This is a genomic window from Caulobacter sp. GW821-FHT12F03, from assembly GCF_058806855.1.
Map to the genome: position 1 here is coordinate 1 of NZ_JBXAQC010000013.1, position 6,349 is coordinate 6,349.

Genomic DNA, 6,349 nt, shown 5'->3' on the forward strand with positions numbered 1-6,349 from the left:
AAATCAATGTTTGACTTCAGATGATTCAATTATTGCAGTCGAGAAAGCGGGTTTGTTAAATTGAGGAATGGCCGAACACAGGGTCCGGCCCGCAAGGAACTAAAGACGTGTCTATAATTGTATTCGATTGCATACCAATTAGTAAAATGGGACTATTTGATAACGGAATTGTCGTGATCATGGAGACCGACAATCGGGATGAATGCCTAATCACGCTTGACGATGGCACGCCTCAGGCAAGCGAGTTTGCTGTGGAATTGATCGTCGAGAGCATCCCTGGCCTGAATCTCTCGCCGTCTATTATGCTTTTCCCGCGCATCGTGGTGGACCGCATTTGTGACTACGATCGACCTGCGTTTGAGAACTTCATTAAGTCGCATGTTTACGAAGATCGTGATGCCCTGGTGAAGCTCAGTTACTCCAGAGAAAAGCCAACCGAACTAGCTTCGTAGCGGCTTCACGCGGGAGCAAATGGCTGGGGATTCGGCAGCCAGATGAGCAATCGTCGAATCCCCAGCTAGCCGTCGAAGGCCCCCTGGACGGCTGCTGGGTCGTGATCCTCACGGACCCCGACTTCAATGACTGGTCGCCAAAAACAAGCGCATGGCGATCACTCTAGCTCGTCGCGACTGGTGCGACGAACCCGGCTCCGCCGAAGTCGTCACGGTCTACCATCGGAGTTGGATTGGGGGCATCGCGTGAGAACGCCGCCCCTGAAAAAACTGGGATCGAGGCATCTACCGGGTATCGAATGAGCCGATAGCTGGGGCCGCCTTGGACCTCGTCAACGCCTTGGTCAGACTCGAATCCGGCTCGGCGCCGCACGCCTAACCCTACTCACAATTCACACGTTGGCCGCTTCGTGCGGCCAAGGAGACCCCTATGTCGAACTACAACACCAGCCGCGACCCCATGACCATGGACGAGTTCATCGCCTTGGCCGAGACCGATGGCTGGAGCCGCGTGGCGAATCACGCTGCCCAGCCCGATGATGAGGTCACCCTCGTCGATGGCGCAGACCGTATGATTGTGGCCTACCCTCAGCCCACGCAGTTCAGCGATCATATCGGCTTCCAGGGCAGCAACTACGGCCTGTTGGAGGTGTGGGAGGAGGGCTCGCTCGAACAGAGATTCCTTGAGGGCCAAGACCCGGACGAGGAAACTCCGTGCGCGGAAGAGCTTGCGGCCGTGGCTGCGGTCCTTCTCCACTACGAGTCTCATCAAGATTTAGGGGACACAGTTCGCGCGATGCTGACAGACATCGGCAGTCGGTTCTGACGAACTCGCGGTGCCGCTGGTGAGGCTGTCAACGGCTTCGTGCCTCGGCGCGGAGGGAAGGTCATCGTGAGCCCGGCTGAAGGTCTATTCGGCAGGTCATTTCCATCGACAGATTCCAAACCTGTGAGATGATCGGCCAATGATCCATCTCCAATCCATCGAGATCGTTAGCCGCAGACTACGCGGCTGAGCGAAGGGCTCGCTGCTTCCCTCGGAGGCGGACGATATGAACATCCACGAGAACAACGATCACTCGCAGGCCAGCGCGAGCGAAATCACCATGTCGGCGGGGCGGCTTCAGCCGATCTCGGGCTGGCCGCTCAATCATATCGCCTTCATCGAGGGCGTGAGTCCGGGCCATCTGTGGAAGCTCATGGGAACGCGTCCGCAATGGCGGCACGCCGCCTTCGCCGCCTTCACCCAGGGCATCCTCGATAATCCCGAGCCGTTCCTGAACCGCGTCCATGGCTGGATCGCACCGCACGGAACTTGGAACGAGATGATCGCCGAGGTCGGCGCGACTCTTCTGCGGATGCGGCCCCGCGAAATTGTCGAAATGGCCTTCGGAAGCTGTCCTGACGGCTTCCTCGGCCTGCTCGACAAGGCAGGCTTCGAAGCCTTGCCCGAGGACACCTACGCCCGCCTTCATGCGATCTATACGTCCACCGACCCCTCCATCCGCGCTCGGAAGCGTTGTCTGGAGCAACTCCCGGATTTCCAAGAAGGATATCTGGCCGCCGTCGAGACCCTTGATCCGGTGTTCCTCACGCCGGGGATCGTGCGGCGGTATCAAGGGCACGAGGCGGCTGCTCGCCTGAATGGCTCGGTGAGTATGATCCGGCTTCTGGTTTCGACTGCCGACGACACCGCCATTCGCGACTCCCTGGAACGGGAGGAGCGGCGGCCCTTTCCGGGCTGGTTCAGCCGCTGGCTCCAGCGTTCCGATCAACCGCTCCCACGCAAGCTGCCCACCGATGGTCTGGTTGTCCTGGAGCGGATCACTCCCTCGACGGCGCGTTCGATTGGTCAGGAGTTCGGGAACTGCCTCGGTCGTGACCCTGACGGCCTTTCGACTCAAATGTGCTCCGGCGTTATGGCGATGCTGGTTTGGAGGGAAGTTGGCCTGCTGATCGAGATCGTTCAGGCGGAAGACGATTCCTGGTTTGCCCGTCGAGTTCATGCTCGACAGAACGCCGAGGTCACCAGGGAGAATATGCGCGGCGTTCGTGAACTGCTTGAGCCCCTTGGGATCAAGGTGGTGATCGTGAAATCGAGCCCGCCGGAACTTGAGCCGCTCCTTCGAGAGTTGGGCTCGTGGCGCATACCGCTGTTTGATCTCATGGATTTCGACTGATCGGTGAGGGGGGGGGGGGGGGGGCGAGGCGACAGGCTGGCCCCAAGCCAATCGAACCAACATCATCGCGCGCCGGCCATTGGTCTATGGCCGCGCCGGCGTGCGCGCGTGCCACCCGTCGTATGATGATCAAGGGTCGATGTTCACAAAGTCCATATATTTCAATTAACTGCTGTCATTTTGATAAATACATGATGACCCAGTTTCGTGCCCATATCCCCTACGCCGCCGCCCTCGAAGACATCGTGGATCAGATCATCGCCTGTTCGCCCGGCTGCTCTGGCTTCGAGACCGATGAAGTCCTGATCGTCTGTGATGGCGTCAGGTCCGCCGCGACCGTCGCCTCGCAACTCCGGCTGGAGGTCATCCGTAGCGCAGACGAAACCGACTCCCTCTCCAGCCGGCTTTGGATACGAGATCAGCCGGGCATCGAGGCCGAGTTAGATGCTCTGACGGACCAGTTCTCCGCCGCCTTCGCCGCCTTCAGGATCATTCACATCGATGCGGCAGATCGGGATGTAGCGGCCATCATGTCCGCCCTGGCTGACTTTTAGCGGCTATTGGCGACCGCGCTTCGACAAGGACCGGAGGATGCTCTTGATCTCGCCTCTTCGTTCGCGCGGGTGCCGAGCAAATCCGGCCTCGCTGTCCAAGACCTGCCTGATCTCAAACGGGTCCAGGCCAGCCCGATGTAGTGCGGCGCCCAGGGCGAAGAACGATTGGTTGCCCTGGCCCGGCTGCAACGCATTGGCCCGCCACTCGGCAATAGCTTCGTCGACCCACTGGTCCCGGCGATTTTCCCCGGACTTGTTCGCCAGAGCCGCCCTGATCTCCTGAAGTTTTTGCGATCCGCCCCCACAGATGGGCGAGACGCGGCATTTCACGACGGGTGGCTCCTCTGGCTCGGGTTCGGGGTGAACGATGCTCTTCTTGATCCAGGTGGTTGGTTCGATCGGCTTTCGCTTGGGATTTGCCACGCCATAGTCGTGAAAGAATGACCCGGCGGGATCACGCGCCTTGGCTGGCAGGAAGAACAGACTGGCCGCATTGAGCTTCGACGTGTCGAACCCATGCAGGTTGCGCTTTCGGATCGCAGGGTTCTTTGCCAGCTGGTCCTTCGACCAATAGCCCTCCTTGTTCAGGGCTCTCATGATCTGCCCGAGGATCAAGGCGTGAACCTTCATCGTCATGGCCTGCGTAGTCGGGATGAATGCTCGCCAACGGGGCTTTTCTGGCGTGGAACTGTAGGTGTTCCAGACGACGATCCGGAGATTCGGAAATAGCCCTGCGAAATCCTCGTGGGTCAGATCGCCGCCGTCGTTGTCGAGCCAAATCCCACGAACGTGCCGGACATTCGCGAGACCGCGCGATGTGTCCGGGTCCTTGTCAGCATCGAAAAAGGCTGGACTGATCAGCCCCGCATCCTCCTTGGCGGGGATGCTCCGGTCGTGAAGGGATCGAAGTTCGGCGATGAAGGATTCATCATCTTCGTGATCGAGATGGCCAAACGGAACGGGGTCGTAGAGCGACGTGAAGATCGTCCCTCCACCTTTCTCGGCATCGCCCCACGCAAGTTGGTCCTCTCCTGCCAGCCCCTCTAACTCCGGCATCTCTGCACGAATGGTGGCCGTGAGATCGGGATAGAAATCCGCAGTCAGGTCGTCGCCATTGATGATGTCTTGCTCGATCAGGAGACGGGTTTCCCATTCCCGGCGATGGGCGGCCTTTCGAGCGGCCGAACTGGAATGGATCTTCGGCCTCCCCGACTTTTTCAGCACCTCCCCTATAACGGCTCCGCCGAGTGGCGACACCGAACAGCCGGGGAAGAGCCTCGCGAGCCACTCCGCCGTGTCGCGGTCCATCACGATGACGGTTTTCGAGTTCTGATCGTCGGGATTCCGCAGGCTGCAACGCATCACAGCTTGATAGACCGAATGCTTGTATCCGCCGGTCCGCACATCGGCACCGCTTACACCTTGGGCATCCATGAATGCGAAGTGTGCCGGAGGAGGGTTGAGAGCGGAAAGAATGACCGCCACATGGAACCCTTGAAAATCGTTCCTCCCGTGCGGAGTGTTGGGAAGACGCTCTGCCTTCAGCCCGTTGAATGTGCCGTTGTCGAGGTCCTTATTACCCATCCAACAGAACGGCTGATCACCGACTTCGGCCCGCAGCTTTTCCAAGATGGCATCGAGCACAGTCACCCCGGCGGCTTCGTCGAGGACGCGATCCCTGAGTGCCTTCGACCACGGTTCGTCGGTCGCATACATGATCCGAAGCAGACCGCCGTTCTGATGGGCAAGGTAGCGGAGATCGCTCGTGAAACGCCTCGACTGGAGCGGCTTGAACCGAACGCCCTGTGCCGACCAAACGAGGTTCATCAACGATTCTTCGAAGCAGGCTCCGAGCATGATCACCTGATGGAAGCCATCGAACATCCCCGGCTGAAGGAGAGAGTGGCTGGTCACACGCCGCTGATTGCCCTGGCCGGACCGGAGATTTTCCCACTGGTGCGATAGAACGTAGGTGGTCCACTTCGAAGAGAGCATCCGGTCGGCGAAGTCCTTGAAGAGGCCCCAGACCAGATCGTCGTCCTTGTTCTCCGCGATCTCCTTGAGACGCGCCCTTCCGCCGCCGATAGCCGGGCTCGCGACAGAGTAGCGGGCATCGTGGCCGTGAAGGTCGATGAACGGCACGATCAGTTCAGGGTTGTTCGGGATGTTGAGTTCGCTGAACTGGTCGATCTGCGGATACTCGTCCCAGATCACGATCCATTTCTCCCGCCCTTGGAAGAAAGGCGTTCTGAGAAAGCCCTGGTGGGTGATGAAAAGGATTTCGCCTCCGGACGAAGCGTCCTTGAAGTGGCGGACAATCGCCGGGACCACGAGTTCGACAGCGTCACCGTGAAGCACGGTGTGCCGGACTGGCGGAGACAGCCTGCTGAGTTCCTCCCGCACAGTCTTGTTGATCAGTTCCTTGCTTGGCTGGACGACGAGAACCTTGTTGCCGCCTCGTGCAAGCCAATAGGCGTAGCGGGTGGCTGCATAGGTCTTTCCCGCCCCGCATAGCGCGTCGAGATAGTATAGTATGTTGTGATATTGCATTGAATCGTCCGAAATAGAAAAGAGCCCGTTGGGGGATGTGATCCCAACGGGCTCCTCTCGGATCGCTCATGCAGCATTGCTCTCAGGCGGTCGCACAACCTCCCTTGTAGACTGACAAGACATCCAGAGGTCCGTTGGGTGTGCTGCCCCATTGATCTCAGTGTTACTTATTTGATGGTCAGGGGCGGCGAAGTGGTGGCCTCGGCGACTTCGGCGCCGGCCCGCTGGTTACGGCGGGACGCGATCAGAGGACTCGCTCACCGATCCAACTGCCCCGGTAGACCTTCACGATCTCGGGCGCGCACCATTCTGAAGGTTCGAAGAACTCGTCATCCTGGAGCCAGCTTCTCCAATCGGAGATGGCCCTTTCGATTGCGGATTCTTCATCGTCCGCCACAACAGAGTATGGAGATGAATCGTTGTAGTCCGGGTCCATAATAAAGACGACCCATTTTCGTTCGTCGTATTGCTTCTTGTGGCTCATCGTCTTGTCTCTATCGGCTCTGATTGTTCCTTGATTGGTGAGCCGTCCTTGTTCTCAAATTACCGCACCTCGAATGACTAATACGATATCTTTATTTGCCTGCGGGGGCCTGGATGGACAACTAAAGAA

6 protein-coding genes are annotated in these 6,349 nt (G+C 58.8%); 4 read left to right on the forward strand and 2 right to left on the reverse strand.

The genetic code is table 11. The annotated features are described in order from the left end of the window. The first annotated feature begins 173 nt into the window (after positions 1-173). The 4 genes from AC1RN0_RS18115 (at position 174) to AC1RN0_RS18130 (ending at position 3,186) form a co-directional block, all read left to right on the forward strand. Complete coding sequence (locus tag AC1RN0_RS18115) at positions 174-452, forward strand: hypothetical protein (RefSeq protein ID WP_492788866.1); 279 nt, start codon at positions 174-176, stop codon at positions 450-452. A 430-nt stretch (positions 453-882) separates the two neighbouring features. Further along, positions 883-1,278 carry a hypothetical protein gene (locus AC1RN0_RS18120; RefSeq protein WP_492788867.1) on the forward strand — a complete coding sequence of 132 codons (396 nt, stop codon included), beginning with the start codon at positions 883-885 and terminating at the stop codon, positions 1,276-1,278. 226 nt (positions 1,279-1,504) lie between these two features. Continuing rightward, a complete protein-coding gene (locus tag AC1RN0_RS18125; protein ID WP_492788868.1) occupies positions 1,505-2,632 on the forward strand; it encodes a hypothetical protein in 1,128 nt (375 codons plus the stop codon). Positions 2,633-2,823: 191 nt separating this feature from the next. Then, positions 2,824-3,186, forward strand: coding sequence for a hypothetical protein (locus tag AC1RN0_RS18130; protein WP_492788869.1), 363 nt, complete (start codon positions 2,824-2,826; stop codon positions 3,184-3,186). 3 nt (positions 3,187-3,189) lie between these two features. Here the strand turns inward: AC1RN0_RS18130 and AC1RN0_RS18135 are convergent, their stop codons facing one another. Both AC1RN0_RS18135 and AC1RN0_RS18140 read right to left on the reverse strand, forming a co-directional pair. After that, complete coding sequence (locus tag AC1RN0_RS18135; protein ID WP_492788870.1) at positions 3,190-5,736, reverse strand: DEAD/DEAH box helicase family protein; 2,547 nt, start codon at positions 5,734-5,736, stop codon at positions 3,190-3,192. A 244-nt stretch (positions 5,737-5,980) separates the two neighbouring features. Further along, positions 5,981-6,220 carry a hypothetical protein gene (locus tag AC1RN0_RS18140; protein WP_492788871.1) on the reverse strand — a complete coding sequence of 80 codons (240 nt, stop codon included), beginning with the start codon at positions 6,218-6,220 and terminating at the stop codon, positions 5,981-5,983. Positions 6,221-6,349: the final 129 nt, after the last annotated feature.